This is a genomic window from Marinobacter sp. L-80 (genome assembly GCF_056859395.1).
In genome coordinates this window covers 41,151-60,186 of record NZ_JBSXOI010000067.1, presented here as the reverse complement: position 1 = coordinate 60,186, position 19,036 = coordinate 41,151, and the positions used below count along the sequence as shown (strand labels likewise).

Genomic DNA, 19,036 nt, shown 5'->3' with positions numbered 1-19,036 from the left:
AGGTTCCCTTTGTTATTCTGTTTTGAGGAAGGTCACGGGTATATCGTCTATGGTCAGAATTCTCAAGAGCTTACGCCAGCTTGCCGTGATTTTCATCCTGGCAGCGCCGGTTGCCGTTGCCGCCCAGGACCCGCCGCCAGCGGCCAGTGAAGACAGCGACTGGACTCGCGTGGTCCGGTCCTCGCCCTACTGGGTCAGCCAGGGGGTATTTGAAAACATCCTCACCATCCGGCGCTGGGTATTAAAAGAATCCGGCTATTGCGCCAGTGCCGAGCGCCACGTCCTCTACGATATGCGGGGGCGCTTTCTGGCCTGGATCAGTGATGGCGAAGACCGCGAGGCCACCCAGCGCCTGCTGAACACCACCCGAAAATCACTGTATGAGAATGACAAGGTGGAAGACTGGGTTGCCGGCGAGACCGGCCAGACCGGCTATCCGTTCGCCCTTTCCTGCGACCAACCCCATGTGAACGTCGACGAGGCCGTTGCGCGGTATCTTGGCACCCTGCCGGCGGACCGGATCTGGGGCGCCTGGGACGACCTCAATTTTGCCGACAGCAGTGCTCCGGAAAGCCTTCATGATGCACTGATCTACGTGTACGAGCACCGCAGCAGTCAGAACCGCCTGACTCTGCCACAAGCCTTGCCCCGCTACCTGGCGGGCCAGATCCTGATTGAGAGTGGCGCACAGGCAAGAGCCCATTCCCGGGCAAACGCCAGGGGCATCCTGCAGCTGTCACCTGCGGCTCTGTCCGACTGCCAGATTGCCCCCAACAATTTCTGGCATCGGCTGGCACAGATCGACTGCGCCCTGCGGCTGATGAACCAGAATGCCCGCAATCTGGCACCGGTGTTCCAGCAACGGTTCGGCCATTTGCCGGAGGCCAAAAGGGACCGATTGTTCACCCTTTTACTGGTTCAGGCCTATCATGGCGGCGCCGGACGGGTCCAGGCGCTGCTGGACGACCCGGTGCTGGCACAGCCAGCCGAGTATTTTGCCGCCAACCATGAACGCTTTACCGCCGGCGATATTGCCTTCGGCCTGATTTTTCACAACCTGGGGCGGGACCGCCTCGGTCTTGCATCGCTCTACTATGTGGCCGACGTTCAGCTGGCAACCGAGGCCCTGTGTCGCACGGCCAAACTCAAATCAACGGAATTCTGTGAATGGAAGTACTCAACCAACTGATACCCGAAAGCCTGAGCCTCCCGGTCGCCGTTTTCCTGCTTGCCAGCTCCACCATAACTTCGATGATCACCGCCAGCCTAGGCGCCGGTGGCGGCGTTCTGCTGCTGGTACTGATGGCCAGCTGGATGCCGCCTGCGGCCATCATCCCGGTTCATGGCATGATCCAGTTGGGCTCCAATGTTGGCCGGGCGGCACTGACCTGGCGGCACGTAGACTGGCGGGTGATTGCCGCGTTCCTGCCCGGTGTGATCGCAGGGGCGGCGCTGGGCGCCTGGCTACTGGTGAATCTTCCGGCCCACATCTGGCAGCTGACCATCGCCCTGTTCGTTCTCTATCTTTGCTGGGGGCCGGCACTACCAAAGGGTGCCTTCGGTGCCCCCGGGGTGTTTCTGGCCTCGGCCCTGACCAGTTTTGTCAGCCTGTTCGTGGGCGCCACCGGGCCGCTGGTTGCGGCGTTCATCAAGCAGATTCACACCGACAGGTTCAAAACCGTGGCCACCTTCGCCACCGCCATGACGCTGCAACATGCGCCCAAGGCGCTGGTGTTCGGGGCGGCGGGTTTCATGTTCTTTGAGTGGCTCCCGTTTATCCTTGCAATGATCGCCTGCGGCTTCGCCGGCACCTGGCTCGGGCTCCATGTACTCAGTTCCCTTAGCAACCGGAAGTTCACACTGATCTTCAATATCGTGCTGACCGCGCTTGCGATCCGCCTGCTATGGCAGGCCAGTCTCTCAGCCGGCTGGTGGTGACGGAACCACAACAACCCTGTTACGTCCCCGGGATTTGGCGACGTAGCTACCCTCATCCGCCCGGGCCATAACCTCCCGGGGGCCGCTGTCTTCCGGTGTCAGTTCCGTCAGGCCGATACTCGTGGTTACACCGAATGACCGGCCGTCATGCTCAATGCGAAGAGCCTCAACATCCGCGCGGATCCGTTCCGCCAGAGCCTGCGCCCTTGCCATGCCACAGGCGGGCAAAATAATGCCAAACTCATCCCCGCCAAGCCTGGCCACGGTATCGGACTGGCGAACCGAGTCCTTGAACAGGTCCGCCAGCCGTTTGAGCAGATCGTCGCCCAGCAGGTGCCCACCTTCATCGTTTACCGGTTTGAAGTAGTCGAGATCAATGAGCATCAGTACCGAACGGACGTCCTGGCGATCGGCTTCTCCCAGACATCGGACCAGCGAGGCGTTGAACGCCCGCCGGTTGAGTAACTGAGTCAGACTGTCGTGGGTTGCCTCCCAGGACAGCCGTTCCTCCTGCCGGCGGCGGTCGCTGTCATCCCGTAACACGAACACCAGGCGCTCATCCTCGCGACCCTGACGAATGTGCAACATAGTGAGATCAATCGGGAATGGCACACCCAGCGAGTTCCGCAGAGTCACGTAAAGACTGTCCAGATCTTCTCCGGACAGGAACTCCTGCGCTGTCAATTCCCGCTCTTCAGTTTCAATGGTGACCAGCTGGAAAAAGTTCCTGAGTAAGCACTCACCCTCTGTTCCCAGAAGCCGACAGGCGGCAGCGTTGGCAAACCGGATTACACCCTCGACGTCTACCATGAGAACGCCTTCCTGGAGGACGCGAAGAATCGTCTCGGCGCGCTGCTGCTCTGTCCTGAGCGCCTCTTCCACCTCCAGTTCATGGGAAATGTCGCGGACTACGGTGATGGTACCGAGGGCCTTTTCCGGCGTCTGAATTGCTGCCGTCATCACATCCCCCCAGATCACCTGATCCGGAGCAGGGGATTCCAACCTTAACCGGCCACGGAAAACGCTCTGGTTCCTGATCGCATTTTTCCAACCGGCAATCGCCTCCTGCCGGTCGGCATTGTCCACACGATCGGCCAGGTAACTGTATGTGAGATCTTCCGCCGGTTTGCCGACGATCGCCTCGAAAGCCGGGTTGGCAAACTCGATACGGCCCAGGACGTCGGTCTGGACAATACCGATGGGCGCACTCTGGGTAAGGGAACGGAAAAATGCCTCTCTTTCTGCCAGAGACACCAGAACTTCATCACGCTCATCGGTCACCGTGTTAAAGATCTCGGCAACCTGGCGGATTTCCTTACCCCCGGCGACGTCCACCGGATCGGAGCGCATACCAAGGTGGCGCTCGCGGATCTGGCTGCCCAGTGTTTTGAGCGGCGCCATCAGTCGCCGGAAGCGCCACAGTGCAATAGGTGCGATCAACAGGATCACCACCAGCAGAATCCATAAGAAGGCATCCACAGTGCGGGTAATCGGCGCCAGCGCTTCTCGAGCCGGCCAGGAAGCTGATACGAACCAGGGAACCTGGGTAAGCTGCTGCACCGACATGATGGTCCGTTCACCCTCGCCGCTGTTAGTCTCCAGCGTGCCTTCAAACCCCTCCATGGCATCCCGGAGCACAGGATTCGCTACCCGCACCGGCGCCATGGCCTCGTCGTCCCTTTGACTGACCACCACAAAACCACTGCGGGTTGCCACTCCGAGATAACCGGTAGTTCCTATGCGGATGTTGATAAACTGATCAAGAAAATTGTTTCCATCCAGGGCAATGGCACCGCCAAGCACACCAATGAAACGTTGGCGGTGGTCGAAGATCGGCGCAGCCACCATGATGGCCGGCTTTTCCTGATAGTTGGAAATATAGGGTTCGCTGATCACCGGCGTGAGCGTGGAGGAAATCCGCCTAAAATATTCCCGATCACTGACATTCAGCCCCGCCTGACGGTAATCCTCCGGGTGCTCAGCAATAACCAGGCCTTTTTCATCCATCAGGTAGACCGCATCAAACAGATGCTCCAGGGCCGTTTGCCGACGAATCAGAACCCTGGCCCTTGCGTCCAGAACATCGCTGGACATGGTCAGGTTCTGGGCCACGTGGTTGAGTGCTTCAAGACGCAGGGCCAGCTTGTCATCCAGCTCCCCGGCAATCAGGGTGGCAATGGTTTCCACCTGGTTCCGGGCCTGCTGTTCCAGTTCAGAACGGCTCAGCAAGAAACCGGCGACGGTTACCAGCAAGGCCGTCAGTATGATCGCGACAACCACCAGAGCAACGGCCCGATTCGCCAGGCTGCCCAACCATCGCTTGATCAGCATGACTTCCAGACTCCGCAGCGGATTCGACAACCGGTAATGATCTGACCTCCGTTTTCAAACTCTTATTTGTGGTTCTTATGCATGACTTAAGTCTAACAGAGGGGGTGCCATAGTCAGATTACAGGCTTGCAAATTCAATGATAATTGTTATTATTTAGTTCCACTTTTGCACATTGAGAACTCCTCTCATGACGGACATCCTCTCGCCTCTGAATACCGGCCCGCTCGCGCAAGTTATTGATATGGGAGGCCCTGTGATGCTGGTGCTGGTGGTGCTCGCGATCATTGGCTTCGTTACCTTCGTGTATCTGATGCTTATCGGAACCCTTTATGCGCCCCGTTTGTCCGGTCAGCTTAAAAAAACCGTAATGAACTGGCAGAATAATCCGGCGTCGGTACGGCCGTCAGAAGTGCGACATCAGGCAGGCCGCTGGGGGCGGATGAATCCGCTGCAGCATCTTGTCACCGATACGATAGAGGCCATTCAGAACGATCAGGACGACCGGCAGATCCGGGAAACCGCCGCACGGGATGCCCAACATGCCCTGGAGCCGTTCGAGGCACCGTTGAAGATCATCGAAGTCATCGCAGCCCTGGCCCCTCTTCTCGGCCTGCTGGGAACCGTACTGGGCATGATGGAGGCCTTCAGCGCCATGGCTGCTACCGAAGGCCGTGCCAATGCCACCCAACTCAGTGGCGGTATTTACGAAGCCCTGACCACTACAGCCGCGGGCCTGGTAGTGGCCATACCGTTTGCTGCACTGGCTGCATGGATCGAGTTCCGGCTGCGACGCATCCACAAGACCATCAACAGCACACTGGTTTCGATTCTGCATATCGTGCCGGAGCAGACTCTGGACGCCGTTGAAGCAGATTACCGGTCGCCGGAAAGCCAGCGTGCCGCCGAAACCGCCGTCGACGAGCCCGACCGTTACTCAACCGCCCGGGGTCAGCGATTCGCCCATGCAACTGGTTGAGCCAAGGCCAAACCGTCCGATTCCAATCCGGATCACGCCCCTGATCGATGTGGTCTTCATTCTCCTGGTGTTCTTTATGCTGACCACCCGGCTATTGCCTGTGGACTACCTGGAATTGGCCAATAACACGTCGAGCCGCAGTCCGGTCACCGGAGAACCGCTACCAGAGCTGACGGTCACGGCCAACGGCGACGTAAGATGGCAGGGCCAGACGTTACCCCTGGAGCGCCTGGTCACCGATCTGTCTGAAGCCGGTACCACCGAAGTGAACCTCTCAACAACGGGCGATACACCCCTGGGAGCTTTTACCGCGGCCCTGAGCGCTTTGACTGACAGCGGCATCGACACTCACTGGAAGCGGACAAACGCAACGACACCATGAGCGATCTGGTTCCACCTCCGTTTACCTCCGGCAAAACCCTGATGGAACGCGTGGAGGATGCGCTTCTGCCGTTGATCAACCTGGTCTTCCTGCTGTTGATGTTTTTCATCGTTGCCGGCCAGCTTGCCGATGACCCACTGCCCGAATTGCCCGCCACCGAGCAGGGCGAAGACCGTCAGTCTCCTCATGCGGACATGATTGTAAGCGCCAACGGAGACTGGAAGGTCGACGGTGAGCTGCTCAACAAGGAATCCCTGGTTGCCAGGCTGCCGGAACCTGATGGCCAGCAGCCCCTGAAAATTGCCGCTGCCGAGAGCATCACCATGGCAGACCTGGAAACACTCTTCCGCTTGCTGGAGCAGGGCGGATACCAGGATATCCTGCTGTTGACGGAGCCCGCCCGATGATGCCGCAAAAGCCGCCCTTCCGGTGGGCACTTCTGCTGCTCGCAATCGTAGTGACCTTCGTCGCCCTGGCGATCGCCGCTCCCGAAGAGACGGTGGAACTCAACACCCTGGGCGAATCCGCGGTCAACACAGCGCCAGCCATCCGAATCAAGCTGGCTGGCGAACCCGAGCCGAAACCCGACGCCGCGCCAAAGCCAAAACCAGAGCCGAAGCCACAGCCTGAACCTGAACCCAAGCCCGAACCCGAGCCCGAGCCCGAGCCTGAGCCTGAGCCTGAGCCTGAGCCCGAGCCAGAACCTGAGCCGGAACCTGAGCCTGAACCGATAACGGAACCAACGCCCGAGCCAGAGGTTGCCGAAGAGGTCGCGGAAGCGGAAACACCGAGCGGTGATCCGGCAGAGACTGCAACAGAGAAACAGTCACAGGCGACCGTTGCACTGCAAAACGCTGGCGTTAGATCGGAAGTGGATAATTACCTGTCCAAACTCAGCCGCCATCTTGCCCGATACTATGAATATCCACGCAGGGCGAGGCGCCTTGGCCAGGAAGGCACACCCGTGATTGTGTTCGAGTTTCAACGGGACGGATCCCTGGTGGCCCACAGCCTCAGAACCAGCTCCGGACATCAGCTTCTGGACGAGTCGGCGCTGGCCATGCTCGAACAGGCAGCGCCTCTGCCATCAGTGCCGGAAGCAATTGCAGGCCAGAAATTCCGCTACGCCTTGCCCGTACGCTTCAGTCTTCGCTGAGACGTTGCCCTGCTGCGCCAGGTTGCAGCAGCGGTCAATGGGAACGCACCGATCAGGTGCGTGAGAGCGGAGGTCGCCTCTTCTGCCGAGCCCGGCAACCACAGCATGAAAATTCTTACCCTTCTGATTTAATTCCGGTTTCCTGGCAACCTGCGATTCTGGCACAGTCTCTGCAACTTCTCAGACAGCGGAACCAATGTCGGTTCTGTTCACAGCGACAGATTTATTCAGACGACGGCGTCTACTTGCACCTGCAGATTGCAGGCAGCGGGTATCGCCGTTTTTTTATGGCCGTTTCAAAAGTCTGGTCATCCGATAGAAGTCAGAGGAAAACACTATGTCTTACATCGTGCCTTCGGAATTCGTCACCAAAATGGTCGACGCCGGCGAATCCAAAATTTATATGTCCACCCGGGATACCCTCATCCGGGCTTTCATGGCCGGCGCCATTCTGGCGCTGGCTGCAGCGTTCGCCATCACTGTAGCGGTCGAGACCGGAGTCTTTTTGATCGGCGCTATCCTGTTCCCGATCGGGTTTTGCATGCTCTACCTGATGGGCTTTGACCTGCTGACCGGCGTGTTCATGCTTACACCCCTGGCATTGCTTGATAAGCGCCCCGGCGTAACCCCGGCAGCCATACTGCGCAACTGGGGCTGGGTATTCCTTGGCAACCTGGGCGGCGCGCTGACCGTCGCCTTCATGATGGCCTTTATCTTCACCTATGGTTTCAATACCGACCCGGGTGCCGTTGGCGCGAAGATCGCCAGTGTTGGCGAAGCGCGCACGCTTGGCTACGCGGAGTTCGGGGCTGCCGGCTGGGCCACCATTTTCATTCGCGGCATGCTGTGCAACTGGATGGTATCCATGGGCGTGGTTGGCGCCATGATTTCCACAAGCGTCAGTGGCAAGGTACTGGCCATGTGGATGCCCATCATGCTGTTCTTCTTCATGGGCTTTGAGCACTCTATCGTGAACATGTTCCTGTTCCCGTCCGCCATCATCATGGGCGGCGAGTTCTCAGTGATGGACTACCTGTGGTGGAACGAGATTCCCACCGTGCTGGGTAACCTGGTGGGCGGCCTGGCCTTTACCGGCCTTACCCTCTACACCACCCACGTGCGCACCGCACCCAAGCGCAAGATTGCAGCAGCCTACAGCGACGCTGCCCTGGCCCGTACCAACTGAGTCGGGGCGTCCTGCAACTCCGGCTGCCGCACCCGCCGGAGTTGCGTTTTCCTTGATCGAGGAAATGCCGTTTCCCAATGACCAGCTCCCTTTCCGTTTCCGCCGGCCAGTACTCCGACGCTGGCGTCAAACCAGTCAACCAGGACTTCCACGGTTTACTGGTGCCAAAGGGCCACCAGCTGATCACCAAAGGCATCGCCGTTGCCATCGCCGACGGCATCAGCTCCAGCAATGTCAGCCAGATTGCCAGCGAGTCCGCCGTCGCGGGTTTCCTCAGCGACTACTTTTCCACTCCGGAAAGCTGGTCGGTGAAACAGTCCGCCCAACGGGTGCTGCTCGCAACCAATGCCTGGCTTCATGCCCAGACCCGGCAAAGCCAATACCGCTATGACCGCGACCGAGGCTATGTCTGTACCCTGAGCGTGATGGTGCTCAGGTCCGCCACCGCACATCTGTTTCATATCGGCGACACCCGCATCTACCGGGTTCACCACGACCAACTTGAACAGCTCAGCACCGATCACCGGCTCTGGCTCTCCCCGGAAGAGAGCTGCCTGACCCGGGCCATGGGCATTGGCCATCAACTGGATATCGATTATCGAAGCCTGCCGATCCAGCCCGGCGATACCTTTTTGCTGGCGACCGACGGCATCCATGAGCACCTGGATGAGCGAACCATGGCCGGTATCATCCGGGAATCTGGCGATGATCTGGACGCTGCCGCCCGCCGGTTGGCAGCCCAGGCCCTCGAACAGGGCAGTGATGACAACCTGACCGCCCAGATCATCCGGGTGAACTCGGTCCCCGCGGTTCCGGAAAGCAGCGAGCTGTTTCACCAGCTGGCCCAGCTGCCCTTTGCGCCGGAACTTCAGCCGGGCCAACATCTGGACGGTTACCGGATTCTGAGACAGATTCACGCCAGCAGCCGCAGCCATGTCTACCTGGCGGTGGATGAGGAAACCGATACCCGGGTGGTGCTGAAGATGCCCTCACTGGAACAGAGACACGATCCGGTCTACCTGGAACAGTTTTCCACCGAGCAGTGGATTGCCAGGCGAATCAGCAGCGCTCATGTCGCAAGACCGTTCCAGTCCAGCCAACGACCCAGCTTTCTCTACCAGGCCACAGAGTTCGTGGAAGGCTGTACCTTGCGGCAATGGATGCTGGACAACCCGGCTCCGACACTTGATACCGTGCGTGATCTCGTTGAGCAGATTGGTAAAGGCTTGAGGGCATTCCACCGGCTTGAAATGGTGCACCAGGACCTGAAGCCGGAAAACGTGCTGGTGGATCCCCATGGCACTGTCACGCTGATTGATTTCGGTGCCACCCGGGTCGCCGGCCTTGAGGACTCTGAGATCGGCGAACAGGCGGTTCCTCGGGGGGCCGCCCTTTACAGTGCCCCTGAGACCTTTCTCGGCGAGCCCGGCAGCTGGCTATCAGACCAGTTCTCCCTGGGCGTGATTACCTACCAGTTGCTCACCGGCCAGCTTCCCTATGGCGCGGAAGTACCGAAAATCCATAGCCGGAACCAGCTTCGCGGGCTGAACTACCGGCCCGCGAGACACTTACGTGAGAATCTTCCCGCCTGGGTCGACGATACAATTGAAAAAGCGGTTCACCCTCAGGCCCACAGACGTTACCCGGCGCTCTCGGAATACCTGTACAAGCTGCGACACCCATCCGTCGACTGGCACAAGCGTCATCGGCCGCCGTTAATGGAGCGCAATCCCGTGGCCTTCTGGCAGGGTGTATCCGCGTTATTGCTCCTGGCGTTGCTGGCAGCCCTCGGCCTGGGCTGAAGCGGGTATTGCCCGAGCAAGTTTTTGCCCCACCAGCAATCCTTCGCCCGGCGTTCGGGCGCGCGGTTGCCTGGCCCGCCGGGGACATCTCCGAGAAAAAAGATAACCCACTGTTTTAAAAACTATTTCCTCTTCTGGCACAGGCTTTGTAATGAAAGTCCGCGTCCAGGGAACACCCGGGGACACTATTCATTCACAAGTCATGGAGCAGACTATGCCAACTCCTTGTTATATCAGCATCGAAGGCCAGACCCAGGGCAACATCACCGCCGGCGCATTCACGTCCGATTCTGTCGGTAACATCTACGTGGAAGGCCACGAAGACGAAGTGCTGGTGCAGGAATTCAGCCACGTTGTTACCGTACCGACCGATCCCCAGTCCGGTCAGCCATCCGGTCAGCGCGTGCACAAGCCGTTCAAGTTCACCTCCGCCCTGAACAAGGCCACCCCGCTGATGTACAACGCCCTCGCCTCCGGCGAGATGCTGCCCAAGGTCGAGCTGAAGTGGTACCGCACCTCTGTTGAGGGCAAGCAGGAGCACTTTTTCTCCACCATCCTCGAAGATGCGACCATTATCGACATCAACTGCAACATGCCCCACTGCCAGGACGCCGGCAACGCCGACTTCACCCAGCTGGTCACCGTTTCCCTGTCCTACCGCAAGGTAACCTGGGAGCACGCCGTTGCCGGTACTTCCGGTGCTGACGACTGGCGTTCGCCGATCGAGGCGTAATCACGCCAGAAGGGCCCCGCAGGGGTCCTTCTGCCTTTGCAGGGATGAAAAAAATGGATAGTCAATTGTCGGCCGAAGACATTGATAAAATCAGAGCCATCATGAAGGCGTTCTACGGCCATTCTGTTGCTTCAGGATTCACTGAAAGCAGCGTAACCGAAGAAACCGTGCGCGCTATCGCCCATATGCTCGTGGAAACCGTCGATTGTAGTAGATGGGTTGATGCTGTTCCTTCTCCACAGGACCTACTACGACCAACACGCAGGATCACAAAATGGGCTTTACGCCTGATTCGCGAGGCAGGGAAACCTTTTTTGCAGAACGAAGTGAAGGTAAGCTGGATTTGCCGAACTGTTCGTTCTGGCCAGTTCAGATCCTCTATCGAAACGACATTGAGATGAGACTCCCACCATGGCAAGGATAGCCCTAGCTTTATCATTTTTACTTCTTCTCTCCGGCTGCGCATCCCAATCTTCATTGGTCATTCAACCATACAGCGAACTAGCTATAGAAGTACCAGAAAAGATGTTCTCCTCTGTGAAGATGAGGGATGGCGAGCTTGTATTTTTGAGAAACAACCGGGTCGTAGGTTTTGTCAGATCGGAGGAGATTCCAAGTACAGTAAGCTCAAGTTCAGCGATTGACACCTCAACGACGCTTTTTGAGAGTGCCAATCAGGGTTCAAGTAAACCAATTTGGATGGAGCAAATTCCCGAAGCTCAGGTATTTGGAGTAGTTCAGGGGGACTTTAGAACCGTATTTATTGTACCGAACGGCCAAGCTCAATCGCTTATTACCTTCCAGGGCCCAGTTGAAAGCTCAACGTCATTGCGGATAAATGGCGCGAAGATTTCAGAATAATGCATAGCTACCACTCACCCGAGTCCCGAATTCAGCAGCCTTCCAGCAGCTTTACGTCGAAATACAACCGGTAATGAGAAGATTCATAATTTTAAGGATTGTTTTGGCCAGCCTGGTCTCAGGTTGTGCTGTAACTGACCAGGCATCCATTGAGTTTCGCACCTCCAACGATCTGACGTTCGAACTCAGTAAGAGTCGGTTTGATGCTATCGAAGTGCAGCCTTTCGAAACACAACTTTGGCTTGATTCAGCAATCGTTGGTTCGTTGAGGACTATGGAAACCAGCCCAGATTTTGAAACGGCCGTTGACGAAGTTCGGCAAGGATCTAACGAAACGCAACAATACTCTGGTAAGGTCAAAAAGTTGGATTTGGGTGGCAGCGCCTACGGCTTCTCGGTCACCGTCAAAGGCTACACCACTGCATTTATCGCGACCTCGGAACACCCTTCTTCATGGATTACCATTAGTACTCAGGATGACGTGTTCGGCGAAGTTCTATCTTCTTTGTCTGTCAGTAAAACACGCGAATGATCTATGCTGTCTATGTCAGGTTTTCCAGCTTTTCGGTATGACGGTCCAGCCCATTGGAGCCGTAAATATGCTGCAAGCGCTGCAAAAGTTCTTGCTTGATACTGTCTTCCGAAATAAGACTAGCCATAAGCCTGCCGACTCCATGGACCGGGTGGGCACCAAATTTCCTTGGGCGCGTCCACGTCTCTGCTCAGCATCAAAGGGCCGAGGAACTCAACCACCGCCTCTACTACCTCCGAAAAAGCCTCTGGCACATGTTCTTGGCCAAGGCGCTTACGGAAAGCCCGCCACTGTGGTTGCTTGCTGTCCATAAAAGCGGCAGAAAAGGGACTGGTTTCAGGGATTGCTGTCCCACGCTTTCGGAAGGTGCCCTCAACCGCCCCCTCGAGATTTTCCAACCGGAACTCGTGCTGACGCGAAAGCAGCCAGATATCGTAAAAGTCCTTCATCCGGCTGTTCAGTTCGCCAAGGTTGACCATCGCCTGGAACTTCTCAGCAATCGACGATTCCGGGGTGTAGCACTTAATCCGTGCAGTTGGAAAATCCAGCAAGCCCGGGAACTCCAGCCAGGATGGGAACGGAAATATGGGATCGCCAAAGCCAATGTCCAGTTGCATTGGAATCCTGGCGTTGTCGAGAAAACCGCTGAAGGTCACCCTTAGCCCCTGATAGTCTGCATCTTCGGTAATGGTCTCCGCCTTCAGGGTATCCGGATCAAATCGCAAGCCATCATCCGGCACCTCAGTCGCAATAATCTCGCCCACCTGGGCCAGAATAGCCTCTGGATCATTGCTGGTCTGGCCCGACATATCGATATCCCGTGTCGGTCTGCTGTTCGGCCCCTGCATTGCCCAGAACATCAGCGCACCTTTGAGGGTAAAGCAGCGGTTATGGGGCGACTGACTCAACCGGTAAAGAAACCGCTCCATGGCGTAATACTGCAGCAGTTCATCAAAGCGACGCTTTTCTTCCCGGGACTTATTCAGCAATCTCTGCCGAACGGACGCAGCAGTGTTTTGTGCCACCGTGATCTCCTTTCACTCTTTTTATTCCATCGCCAGGATGATTCTGTTCACAGCTTGGCTTCCAAGTAGGGTGCCATGACATTGGCGACCCTGCAGATTCTGGCATATTCCATCAGTTTTCCTGGACGGAAGTTTTTGCGGGTGCGGTATAGATCCAACGCCTCCAGAACCACATCCATGCCGATTCGATTCCGGAACTTGAAACAGTCGGCCAGGGTTTTCTCCGGGTTGTAGACGTTCAGGGTGATGGCATCCACGTCAACCTGTTCAATGCCTTCACTAAAGGCCCGCCCGGAGAACCGGTACCCGGCTACCGGCGGATAATCCAGCACCGGCAAACGGGCATCCCGCTCCACCGCCAGATGCACCTGATGGGGAATCTGTGTAGTAATGTCGTGCCAGGCCAGCGCGGAAATCAGGCAAAGCACCGCATTGGGAAAACGGGTAGCGGCAGCCACCAGATCCGGGTTCTCTATTGAGGGCAGGTCCGCCAGCCGGTAAATGCCACGGCTGACCGGCTCAATCAGCCCCTCGTCCCGAAGCTGATAGAACTGGTACCGGCTAAAGCCCCGAGCCAGCGCTTCTGTCAGGCGGAGCTGACCGCCGCGTTGACGGAACATGGTTTGGAGTTTTGCCCTGGAAGATCGGGCGGAGTCGGAGCCAGACAAATCGTCACCACTTATTTATATATGGTGACAGTTTGTCTGAATGGCATAGGTCATTCAAGTGTCGGCTTTGCTGGACCTTTCCCAAGGTCGATAATCAGTACCACCGCATAATATTGCCGAGCCAGACCATAGCAAACCGTAAATTCGAACGTTAAGCTTGTTTGGTATTACGCATCCGTGAAGTAGCCAGGTACCCAAGTTTGCAGAAAACGCCCCTACCAACCCAGACCGCCATCAGCCTTGGCGAACTCATGTGCGCCGTCACCCGGGACTGGCTCTGGCAACCGGCGGAGCAATGGGTCCGGGAACGCAATCCGGGCAGCGTCCTGCATTGCCGGGTTGGGTCCGGCCAGGCCACCTATCACCGTTACGATTCTCGAGACGGGCAACACCTGATCACCTACGGTGCCCGCATGATTGCCGCCAAGCACCAGCCGGAGACGGCGAGCGGCTGGCTGTCAGGCCGAGAGATCCGGAAACGGGGGTACTTTGGCGGGGAACTGAGCACTCTGAATCTGTTGGCACACACCTGCTGCCACGAGTTTGCCCATCTCCTGCAGCAAAGTGCCGGCCAGCGATATCGGGGCTCTGTGCACAACCGCCATTTCTATACCATTCTGGATGAGTTGCACGAGAACGGGGCGGCGCAAGCGACCCGTAAGGCCCTGGCAGATGAGGCGAGGGAACAGGGTCTGGCGCTACCGGATACGCCCTTCGAGCCTGTGGACACAAGGCAACAGATGGCCCACTGGCAGGTGGGCGATACCGTGCGTTTTGGTGCCGGCCGGCGGGAACTGCACGGGCAGATCATTCGGGTCAATCGAAAGACCTGCACCGTGGACGGCATCGGGCACTCGAAAGGGGTGCGATACAGAGTGCCTGTGCAGATGCTAAGCCCGCTTACACCACCTCGGTAGAGGCAACCAGGAGGCTCCGTATCTCCGGCACACAGGACCCACAGTTGGTGCCACACTTGAGCTCACGGCCGAGGGCATCGACGCTGTTGGCACCCCGCCCAATTGCCTGCTGAATCTGTCGGTCCCCAACCTGGAAGCAGCTGCAAACCAGGTTGCCAGCATCATCCCCATCGACGGCCTTTGCCGCCAGCAGGCCGCGCCGGCTCGCCTCGTCGAGCTCTGGCTGACTAAAGCAGCTGACCAGCCAGTCCACGGATGGCAAGGCAGCCGCGTCACGATCCACCATGAGTACCGCCTCCAACTGACCATTGCGCAACCGCGCCGCCCGGAAGCGGCCTTCGCGGACATCTTCCATCACCAGCTGCGGCTGGCCGCCGAGCCAGTCTGGCACAGCACTTTTCCAATCCATTTTGCACTGCCCCGCCACGATCCAGCTATCGCAATCGGGCAGAACCTGTTGGGCCCAGTAGTCTGCCTTCCAGCGTTTTGGACGATCCCGTCGCACCAGCAAACGTCCATACCAACGGGCAGGCCAGTGGGTGAGGGTAGCACGACCGTGCTTGGCTTCCGGTTGCCCGGATATCGGGTCTACCAGGCTGTCAGTAAGCGCTGTAGCCAGACCCTGCCCGGTGAACTGATCGTTCCAGTGGATCGGCACAAACACCTCACCACGCCGCTGCTCCGGCGCACTGCGCACCCGGCCGACAAAGTGCCCATGGGCACTCTTCAGTGTTGCCAATGCCCCCGGGGTGAGGGAAAGCGCCCGAATATCCTCGGGATGCACCTCAATGAACGGCTCGGGGCGATGGGCCAGCAACCGGCTGGACCGGGCTGTCCGGGTCATGGTGTGCCACTGGTCCCGGATACGGCCGGTATTCACGATCAACGGAAACGCTTCATTCGGATTCCTGGCCGGTAATCGAGAGGCAACTGGCATCAGTCGAGCGCGCCCGTTGGCGGTCGCGAACCGACCGTCAGTGAACAGTCGCCTGGAATCAGACGCCGCCCCGGTAACCGGCCATTGGACAGGCTCAAGCAACTCGTATTGTTCATTGCTCAACTCCGCCAGCCCGGAAATATCAAAGAAACGCTGACCGGCGTTCTCGAACCCCGACAACCGGGCATGTTCCCGGAAAATGTCCGCGGGCTTCCCATAGTCAAAGCCCGCCTGGTGTCCCAGGGCGCGGGCCACCGCACTGACGATCCACCAGTCGGGCCGGGCCTCTCCGGGCAACGGCAAAAAGCGCCGCTGACGGGAAATGCAGCGTTCGGAATTGGTAACCGTGCCGTCTTTCTCACCCCAACCTGCCGCCGGCAACAGGATGTCCGCATGGCGAGCGGTGTCTGTGTCCCTGACGCAATCAGACACAATGACAGTCGGGCACAGGTCCAGAGCCCGCCGAATACGATGGGTCTCCGGCAAACTGACCGCAGGGTTGGTGGCCATGATCCACAACACCTTGATATCACCCCGCTCAACCGCATCGAACAGGTCGACGGCTTTCATGCCCGGTCCATCTGCGACCGCCTCGGTCTCCCAGAACCGGGCCACGCGGTCCCGGGCATCCGGTCTGTCGTAATCCATATGAGCGGCAAGGGTGTTGGCCAGCCCACCCACTTCCCGGCCACCCATGGCATTGGGTTGGCCGGTCAGGGAAAAGGGGCTGGCGCCGGGCTTTCCCACCCGGCCTGTGGCCAGATGGCAGTTGATAATGGCGTTGCCTTTATCGGTGCCGGCTGAGGACTGGTTGATGCCCTGGGAGAACGCCGTCACCGTGCGCTGTTCTTCTGCGAACCATCGGTAAAAGGCAATGACATCTTCTACCGGCAGTTCACAGATCCTGGACACCGCTTCGGAAGAGGGTGCCGCGATTCTGGCAGCGCTGAGGCTGGCGTCGAAACCCTCACAATGGTCCTCCAGATAGCCATTATCAACAGCCTGCTGGTCGGCCAGCCAGACCAGTAAGCCATTGAACAGCACCGTATCGGTCCCGGGGCGGATGGCCAGATGCAAATCCGCCAGATCGCTGGTCGCGGTTTTACGGGGATCAATCACTACGACCCGGCGACCGGGTCGCGCCGAAGCCTGCATTCTCTGATAGAGCACCGGATGCGCCCAGGCCGCATTGCTGCCGGCCAGCACCAACAGGTTGGCCAACTCCAGGTCTTCATAACAGCCGGGAACCAGATCCCCGCCAAAGGCCCTTTTATGGGCTGCAACGGCAGACGACATGCACAGGCGGGAATTGGTATCCACGTTGGGTGTGCGGATAAACCCCTTGGCGAGTTTGTTGGCCACGTAATAATCTTCCGTCAATAACTGACCGGAGAGATAGAAGGCCACAGACCGGGGCCCATGAAGCGCCACTGATTCACGAATCCGTCGGGCCACTTCCGCCACTGCCTGCGGCCAGGCACTTTCACGACCGTGAACAACAGGCCGCAACAGTCGTCCATCAGGAGTCAGCGTTTCGTGTAAGGCAGAGCCCTTCACGCAAAGGCGCCCCAGATTCGCCGGATGTGCCTCATCCCCGCGGGTCGCAGATGGCGTTGCGCTCACTCCACAACCCACACCGCAATACGGGCAGGTGGTTTGAACCGTCGCCGGTTTTTTGTTGGTACCGGTCACAGCACCTCCTCGGGTTTCATAAAAAAAGCCCGCCAATCCGGATGCCTTGGAGGCGCATCAGGGGCGGGCTTCTTTGCCAATGGAATCAGGTTGTCTTGAACAGTCGCATTACCGGCTGCAATAACAGGGCCATTCCGATCAAGGGCGGCTCCGGGCTCTGCCAGACACCGACTATGGCGGCTCTCGAGGATTTCAGCCCCGCATCAATGCGCCAAGGCTCCGGGCCAACCATCAAATCCGGTATCAAAGTGGTGCAAACCTGGCCTACCACGCACTAAAACCAGACGAATGCCCGCTCACCATACCTGCCGCCTCCTCGAAGAACTCTCCTAACTCGTTGTTTTATTGAGACCAGCCGAGATGGCACGGCCCGTGCAAGACTATAAACAGAGACGCGCGTTACGACTCAACAGAAAACTGATCCCCAGGCACAGGCGCCTGCTTTCCGGCAACGGAGAGCGGGCGTTTTTGCGTTTGGGCCACACAGAATGAGGTATATCCATGTACACGCTCACACGAAGAACCGCCCGCTGGCTCACTCGAATTCTGCTTACAGCCACCGTCTGGACAGTCAGCACGGGGGCTCACGCGGAGATCGGTCCGGCCGAGAAGCCGGACCTCAAGCTCGGCTTTATCAAGCTGACCGATATGGCGCCCCTGGCGATTGCCTGGGAACAGGGCTTCTTTATGGACGAAGGCCTGTTTGTTGAACTGGAAGCGCAAGCGAACTGGAAGGTCCTGCTGGACCGGGTGATTACCGGAGAACTGGATGGCGCCCATATGCTCGCCGGCCAGCCTCTCGGCGCCTCCATTGGCTACGGCACCCGGGCCGATATCATCACGGCCTTCAGCATGGACCTGAACGGCAATGGCATTACGGTTTCAAACGATGTCTGGGACACCATGAGCCAGCACATCCCCGACAATGCCGACGGCAGGCCCGAACATCCCATTAGCGCCAGCGCGCTGCGGCCGGTCGTGGAAGCAGCCCGGGATCGGGGCGAACGGTTCCGGATGGGCATGGTGTTTCCCGTGTCCACCCATAATTACGAGCTTCGCTACTGGCTGGCGGCCGGTGGCCTGAATCCCGGCTACTACGCGCCCCAGCGCGGCGACACCAGCGGCACCCTGGAAGCCGACGTGCATCTGTCCGTAACTCCGCCGCCGCAGATGCCCGCCACCATGGAGGCGGGCACCATCCAGGGCTACTGCGTAGGTGAGCCCTGGAACCAGCAGGCCGTGTTCATGGGCATCGGCGTTCCGGTGATTACTGACTATGAGATCTGGCCGAATAACCCGGAAAAGGTCTTCGGCGTAACCCGTCAGTGGGCCGAGGACTACCCGAACACCCATCTGCGCCTGCTGCGCGCCATGATTCGCGCCGCCCACTGGCTCGATGAGAACAACAATGCCAACCGGGACGAGGCCGTGAAAATCCTGGCCCGGCCCAGCTATGTAGGTGCCGATGAGGCGGTGATTGCCAACTCCATGACCGGCACCTTCGAGTATGAAAAAGGCGACGTTCGCGAAGTCCCGGATTTCAATGTCTTCTTCCGGTATCACGCCACCTACCCGTATCCGTCCGATGCCATCTGGTATCTCACCCAGATGCGCCGCTGGGGCCAGATACCCGAGGCCAAGCCGGACGACTGGTATATGGAAACCGCAGCCCGGGTTTACCGGGCCGACATCTACCAGCAGGCAGCTCGTTCACTGATTGCCGACGGCACGCTGAAGGCCAAGGATTTTCCGGACTTCGATGCCGAGAACTTTCAGCGCCCGCAACAGGGCGAGCTGATTGACGGTATCGCCTTCACCCCCCGAACACCCAACGCCTATATCGACAGTTTCGAGATCGGCCTGAAAGGTACGCAAACCCCGTAACCGGGTTTGCAAGGA

The 19,036-nt window shown here is 58.4% G+C and carries 19 protein-coding genes; 15 read left to right on the top strand and 4 right to left on the bottom strand.

Going from position 1 to position 19,036, the window contains the following annotated elements:
• Window positions 1-49 precede the first annotated feature (49 nt).
• The gene (locus AC13E3_RS11185) at window positions 50-1,189 is read left to right on the top strand and encodes a lysozyme family protein (protein ID WP_273069142.1); all 1,140 of its coding nucleotides are present in this window, start codon (window positions 50-52) and stop codon (window positions 1,187-1,189) included.
• Window positions 1,168-1,938 (top strand): sulfite exporter TauE/SafE family protein, encoded by a 771-nt coding sequence (locus AC13E3_RS11180; RefSeq protein WP_230706113.1) that lies wholly within the window; start codon window positions 1,168-1,170, stop codon window positions 1,936-1,938. Before AC13E3_RS11185 ends, AC13E3_RS11180 begins: the two co-directional genes overlap by 22 nt.
• On the opposite strand, the gene AC13E3_RS11175 is transcribed toward AC13E3_RS11180, so the two are convergent.
• On the bottom strand, window positions 1,921-4,269 hold the full coding sequence (locus AC13E3_RS11175) for a sensor domain-containing diguanylate cyclase (protein WP_273069145.1): 2,349 nt from the start codon (window positions 4,267-4,269) through the stop codon (window positions 1,921-1,923). The genes AC13E3_RS11180 and AC13E3_RS11175 overlap by 18 nt on opposite strands.
• Window positions 4,270-4,457: 188 nt before the next feature.
• On the opposite strand from AC13E3_RS11175, the gene AC13E3_RS11170 reads away from it, so the two are divergent.
• The 10 genes from AC13E3_RS11170 to AC13E3_RS11125 all read left to right on the top strand — a co-directional run bounded on the left by AC13E3_RS11170 (window position 4,458) and on the right by AC13E3_RS11125 (window position 11,898).
• On the top strand, window positions 4,458-5,246 hold the full coding sequence (locus AC13E3_RS11170; RefSeq protein ID WP_273069147.1) for a MotA/TolQ/ExbB proton channel family protein: 789 nt from the start codon (window positions 4,458-4,460) through the stop codon (window positions 5,244-5,246).
• The gene (locus AC13E3_RS11165; RefSeq protein WP_273069148.1) at window positions 5,233-5,628 is read left to right on the top strand and encodes an ExbD/TolR family protein; all 396 of its coding nucleotides are present in this window, start codon (window positions 5,233-5,235) and stop codon (window positions 5,626-5,628) included. The genes AC13E3_RS11170 and AC13E3_RS11165 overlap by 14 nt, the downstream gene beginning before the upstream one ends.
• The gene (locus tag AC13E3_RS11160; protein ID WP_064229296.1) at window positions 5,625-6,035 is read left to right on the top strand and encodes an ExbD/TolR family protein; all 411 of its coding nucleotides are present in this window, start codon (window positions 5,625-5,627) and stop codon (window positions 6,033-6,035) included. The genes AC13E3_RS11165 and AC13E3_RS11160 overlap by 4 nt, the downstream gene beginning before the upstream one ends.
• The gene (locus AC13E3_RS11155) at window positions 6,032-6,784 is read left to right on the top strand and encodes an energy transducer TonB (RefSeq protein ID WP_273070935.1); all 753 of its coding nucleotides are present in this window, start codon (window positions 6,032-6,034) and stop codon (window positions 6,782-6,784) included. Before AC13E3_RS11160 ends, AC13E3_RS11155 begins: the two co-directional genes overlap by 4 nt.
• Before the next feature lie 337 nt (window positions 6,785-7,121).
• Entirely contained in the window at window positions 7,122-7,970 is an 849-nt protein-coding gene (locus AC13E3_RS11150; RefSeq protein WP_230706109.1) for a formate/nitrite transporter family protein, read from the top strand.
• Between the two features lie 77 nt (window positions 7,971-8,047).
• Window positions 8,048-9,772, top strand: a complete 1,725-nt coding sequence (locus AC13E3_RS11145) for a bifunctional protein-serine/threonine kinase/phosphatase (protein WP_008176960.1) — start codon at window positions 8,048-8,050, stop codon at window positions 9,770-9,772.
• Between the two features lie 214 nt (window positions 9,773-9,986).
• Window positions 9,987-10,505: an Hcp family type VI secretion system effector gene (locus AC13E3_RS11140; RefSeq protein ID WP_008176957.1), complete on the top strand. Its 519-nt coding sequence runs from the start codon at window positions 9,987-9,989 to the stop codon at window positions 10,503-10,505.
• A gap of 53 nt (window positions 10,506-10,558) precedes the next feature.
• Window positions 10,559-10,906 carry a hypothetical protein gene (locus AC13E3_RS11135; protein WP_139043689.1) on the top strand — a complete coding sequence of 116 codons (348 nt, stop codon included), beginning with the start codon at window positions 10,559-10,561 and terminating at the stop codon, window positions 10,904-10,906.
• Window positions 10,907-10,916: 10 nt separating this feature from the next.
• Window positions 10,917-11,366 (top strand): hypothetical protein, encoded by a 450-nt coding sequence (locus AC13E3_RS11130; RefSeq protein ID WP_139043688.1) that lies wholly within the window; start codon window positions 10,917-10,919, stop codon window positions 11,364-11,366.
• A 103-nt stretch (window positions 11,367-11,469) separates the two neighbouring features.
• Window positions 11,470-11,898: a hypothetical protein gene (locus tag AC13E3_RS11125; protein ID WP_008176952.1), complete on the top strand. Its 429-nt coding sequence runs from the start codon at window positions 11,470-11,472 to the stop codon at window positions 11,896-11,898.
• 119 nt (window positions 11,899-12,017) lie between these two features.
• Here the strand turns inward: AC13E3_RS11125 and AC13E3_RS11120 are convergent, their stop codons facing one another.
• The gene (locus tag AC13E3_RS11120; RefSeq protein ID WP_008176949.1) at window positions 12,018-12,923 is read right to left on the bottom strand and encodes a nucleotidyl transferase AbiEii/AbiGii toxin family protein; all 906 of its coding nucleotides are present in this window, start codon (window positions 12,921-12,923) and stop codon (window positions 12,018-12,020) included.
• Window positions 12,924-12,970: 47 nt separating this feature from the next.
• Entirely contained in the window at window positions 12,971-13,543 is a 573-nt protein-coding gene (locus AC13E3_RS11115) for a type IV toxin-antitoxin system AbiEi family antitoxin domain-containing protein (protein WP_008176946.1), read from the bottom strand.
• Between the two features lie 299 nt (window positions 13,544-13,842).
• Between AC13E3_RS11115 and AC13E3_RS11110 the strand changes: the two genes are divergently transcribed.
• Window positions 13,843-14,508 (top strand): hypothetical protein, encoded by a 666-nt coding sequence (locus tag AC13E3_RS11110; RefSeq protein WP_050898367.1) that lies wholly within the window; start codon window positions 13,843-13,845, stop codon window positions 14,506-14,508.
• Here the strand turns inward: AC13E3_RS11110 and AC13E3_RS11105 are convergent.
• On the bottom strand, window positions 14,492-17,137 hold the full coding sequence (locus tag AC13E3_RS11105) for a nitrate reductase (protein ID WP_405417890.1): 2,646 nt from the start codon (window positions 17,135-17,137) through the stop codon (window positions 14,492-14,494). The genes AC13E3_RS11110 and AC13E3_RS11105 overlap by 17 nt on opposite strands.
• Before the next feature lie 95 nt (window positions 17,138-17,232).
• Between AC13E3_RS11105 and AC13E3_RS11100 the strand changes: the two genes are divergently transcribed.
• Complete coding sequence (locus AC13E3_RS11100; protein WP_139043687.1) at window positions 17,233-17,415, top strand: hypothetical protein; 183 nt, start codon at window positions 17,233-17,235, stop codon at window positions 17,413-17,415.
• Between the two features lie 223 nt (window positions 17,416-17,638).
• Complete coding sequence (locus tag AC13E3_RS11095) at window positions 17,639-19,021, top strand: CmpA/NrtA family ABC transporter substrate-binding protein (RefSeq protein WP_008176939.1); 1,383 nt, start codon at window positions 17,639-17,641, stop codon at window positions 19,019-19,021.
• Window positions 19,022-19,036 lie beyond the last annotated feature (15 nt).